Below are 3,847 nucleotides of genomic sequence, written 5' to 3'. Positions count from 1 at the left end.
TTAGGTTGGAAGTATAGTGTTGAGTTGAGTGAGGGGATTAGAAGAGTTTTGAATATTATAGGAGAGAATATAAGATGAAAGTTGTGCATATAAATACAACGGATACCGGTGGAGGAGCCGCCATAGCGGCTCATAGGTTACATCTAGCTTTGTTGGAGAAAGGAATAAAATCCAAAATGATTGTAGCAAATAAAAGAACTGATGAATTAAATATAGAGCTTGCAAGAGAAGGAAATATTGAAAGACATATATATTCAAAAATTAGAAGTTTAAAAGAAAAAATAATTTTATATAAATATAGAAATAGAAAAAACAAAATTATTTTTTCAACTGGTAGATATGGAATAGATATTTCAAAGCATCCAAGTGTTTTAGAAGCTGATGTAATTCATTTGCATTGGATAAATTCTAATTATATATCATTGAAAGTATTAAGAAAATTAGCTAAATTAGAAAAAAAAATGGTTTGGACATTGCACGATAGTTGGGCATTCACAGGTGGATGTCATGTAAGATATGGATGTACAAACTATATGAATAAATGTGGAAATTGTTTAATGTTAGATTCTAATAAAAAAAATGATCTTTCAAGAAAAATTTTTAACGAAAAAATAAAGGTTTATAGATCTTTTAAAGATTTAACTATAATAACTCCGAGTAATTGGCTTGGAAATGAAGTAAAAAAGAGTTATTTATTAAAAAAATATCCATTAAAAATTATTCCTAATATTTTAGATGATAGAATTTTTAAACCTTTAGATAAAGAATATAGTAGGTATATATTAAATTTAGATTCAAATAAAAATAAAAAATATATTTTATTTGGAGCTATTTCTGCTACTGAAACGCCATATAAAGGATGGGAGTATTTAAAAAAAGCTCTTGAAATATTAAAAAAAGAAAAAAGATTAATTCAAAATATTGAATTATTAGTTTTTGGTGCAAGTTATTCTAAAGATATAGAAAATCTACCTTTTAAAACAAGATTTATGGGAAAGATACACGATGAATATACACTTTCATTATTATATAATGCGGCTGATGTTTTTGTAGGACCTTCTTTAGAAGAGGCATTCGGTCAAACATTTAATGAAGCAATTTTTTGTGGAACACCAGCCGTTGGGTTTGAAAATACTGGTGTAGAAGATATTATAGAACATAAAAAAAATGGATATTTAGCAAAATATAAAAACTCTAAGGATTTAGCTGATGGAGTTTTATATTGTTTAAATAATTTGAAAAATGTAAAATTAAAAAATGAAAGATTAAAAAGAAATAATATTTTAAAAGAGATAATAAATGTTTATAAAAATTAATATTTTATCACATATATTGATGAGGTGGGAAAATGTTAGCACCAATTATTATTTTTGTTTACGCACGTCCTGAACATACTAAAAAAACTATAGAAGCTTTAGCCAATAACTATTTAGCAAAAGAATCAGAAGTTTTTATTTTTTCGGATGGGCCTAAAAATAAAGAATCAGAAGTTAAGGTGAATATGGTTAGAAATTATATTGACTCAATCAAAGAAAAGGATTATTTTAAGTCCGTAACAATTTATAAATCTTCAGTAAATAAAGGATTGGCAAATTCTATAATTTCTGGAGTTACACAAATAATAAATAAATATAATAAAGTTATTGTGTTAGAGGATGATTTAATCACAACACAAAATTTTCTTGTATATATGAATAAAGCTTTAGATTATTATGAAAAAAGTGAGAAGATCTGGTCTATTTCGGGTTTTACATATCCAATTGAAAATCCTAAAAATTATTCATATGATACATATTTATTTTATAGATGTAGTAGCTGGGGCTGGGCAACCTGGAAAGATAGGTGGGATAAAACTGATTGGGATGTAAAAGATTTTTCAAATTTTAAGGATAATAAATTACTACAAAATAAATTTAATCGTGGAGGTTATGATCTTTCTAATATGCTTAAAGCCCAAATGGAAGGAAAAATTGATTCTTGGGCAATAAGATGGTGTTATTCAGAATCAAAATATGATATGTTAACCGTATATCCTGTAAAATCTAAAATTAAAAATATAGGATTTGATGGTACAGGGGTACATTGTGGTGTAAATGAGAAATATGATAGGATGGAAATAGATTTTAGTGATACCAAAAGGAGTTTTATATTTTCTGATGAAATAAATAAAATAATAGTAAAAAAGGCAAGAGACTCTTATATGTCTAAAAGCAAATATATAAAATCTAATATAAAAAAATTTATAAAAAAAATAATTTTTTATGATATATTAATTAAAAGGGGATGAGAAAAATGTCAAGAAAAATTACAGTAATAGGAACAGGATATGTAGGATTAGTAGCAGCGGTAGGATTAGCTGATTTTGGTAACCATGTAATTGGTGTTGATATAGATAAAAACAAAATAGAAAATCTAAAAAAGGGAATAAGTCCAATATATGAACCAGGAATAGAAGAATACTTAACAAGAAATCTAAACAGTGGAAGATTAAAATTCTCAACAGAAATAGACAAAGCAATTCAAGAATCAGAAGTAATATTCATTGGTGTAGGAACACCTCCGAAAGAAAATGGAGAAGCAGATTTAAGCTATGTATTTGATGTAGCAGAAACAATAGCAAAGAATTTAAATGATTATAAAGTAGTGGTAATCAAATCAACAGTACCAGTAGGAACAAACAGAAAAATAAAAGAATTCATAAAAGAAAAATCAGGAAAAGATAATTTTGATGTAGTAAGTAATCCTGAATTCCTAAGGGAAGGAAAAGCAGTATATGATTTCTTCCATCCAGATAGAGTAGTAATAGGATATGAAAGCGAAAAAGCAAAAGAAATAATGGAAGATATATATAGAAGCTTATACCTAATACAAACACCATTTGTATGGTGTAACTTAGAAACGGCAGAAATGATAAAATATGCATCAAATGCATTTCTTGCAACAAAAATAACATTTATAAACCAGATAGCAAATCTCTGTGAAGCAGTAGGAGCAGATGTACATAAAGTAGCAAAAGCAATGGGAATGGATGGAAGAATAAGTCCAAAATTCTTACATCCTGGACCAGGATATGGCGGAAGTTGTTTCCCAAAAGATACAAAAGCATTAGTGGAAATAGGAAGAAAAAACAATGTAGATATGAGCTTAGTAAAAGAAGTAATAAATGCAAATGAAAAACAAAAAGAAAGAATGGTAGAAAAATTAGAAAAATATATGGACTTAAAAGATAAAAAAATAGGGATATTAGGCTTAGCCTTCAAAGCAGAAACAGATGACATGAGAGAATCACCAGCAATAACAATAATAAACAAACTAATAGAAAAAGGAGCAAAAGTAATAGCTCATGATCCCAAAGCAATAGAAAATGCAAAAAAAATATTTGGAGATAAAATAGAATATGTAGATAATGAATACAAAGCAATGAATAATGCAGATGCATTAATGATAATAACCGAATGGAATATATATAGAAATCTTGATTTAGAAATGATAAAAAAACTAATGAAAGGAAACATAATCTTAGATACAAGAAACGTATTAGACAGAAAAAAGATAAAAGAAATGGGATTTGTTTATGAAGGAGTTGGAAGATTATAATTGATTTGTGAGGTATTTAAATGGGAAAAGAAATTTTTGTTACAAATATTACATTAAGTAATTATCCTAAATATTTAGTGCAAAAATAACAGAAGATATACTAAAATAATAAAAAATTTAATTTTAAACAAAGATTTTCAGTTGAAAATTTTGTTAAACAACATGAAATAATTTATGAAAAACTACTAAAAGAACTGGAGGAAAAAGATAGATGAAAACAGCAATAATAACCGGAATAACAGGACAAGAT

3 protein-coding genes are annotated in these 3,847 nt (G+C 26.6%); all 3 read left to right on the top strand.

Features of this window, described 5'->3' with window-relative positions; all coding sequences use genetic code 11:
- Positions 1-74: 74 nt before the first annotated feature.
- Genes XO10_RS05970 through XO10_RS05960 form a run of 3 tightly spaced genes read left to right on the top strand, consistent with a single transcriptional unit; the run spans position 75 to position 3,597 of the window.
- Entirely contained in the window at positions 75-1,316 is a 1,242-nt protein-coding gene (locus tag XO10_RS05970; RefSeq protein ID WP_175421256.1) for a glycosyltransferase, read from the top strand.
- A gap of 32 nt (positions 1,317-1,348) precedes the next feature.
- Complete coding sequence (locus XO10_RS05965) at positions 1,349-2,287, top strand: glycosyltransferase (RefSeq protein WP_175421255.1); 939 nt, start codon at positions 1,349-1,351, stop codon at positions 2,285-2,287.
- A gap of 5 nt (positions 2,288-2,292) precedes the next feature.
- Positions 2,293-3,597 (top strand): UDP-glucose/GDP-mannose dehydrogenase family protein, encoded by a 1,305-nt coding sequence (locus XO10_RS05960; protein ID WP_175421254.1) that lies wholly within the window; start codon positions 2,293-2,295, stop codon positions 3,595-3,597.
- The last annotated feature ends 250 nt before the right edge of the window (positions 3,598-3,847 follow it).

The organism is Marinitoga sp. 1135 (assembly GCF_013363245.1).
GTDB lineage: Bacteria > Thermotogota > Thermotogae > Petrotogales > Petrotogaceae > Marinitoga > Marinitoga piezophila.
Note: the sequence above shows the minus strand (reverse complement) of the source record. Positions and strands in the feature narration are given on the sequence as shown.

Excerpts from the sequence above, each read along its gene's own strand:
- XO10_RS05960 (WP_175421254.1), top strand. The coding sequence starts at position 2,293 with ATGTCAAGAAAAATTACAGTAATAGGAACAGGATATGTAGGATTAGTA.
- XO10_RS05970 (WP_175421256.1), top strand. The coding sequence starts at position 75 with ATGAAAGTTGTGCATATAAATACAACGGATACCGGTGGAGGAGCCGCC.
- XO10_RS05965 (WP_175421255.1), top strand. The coding sequence starts at position 1,349 with ATGTTAGCACCAATTATTATTTTTGTTTACGCACGTCCTGAACATACT.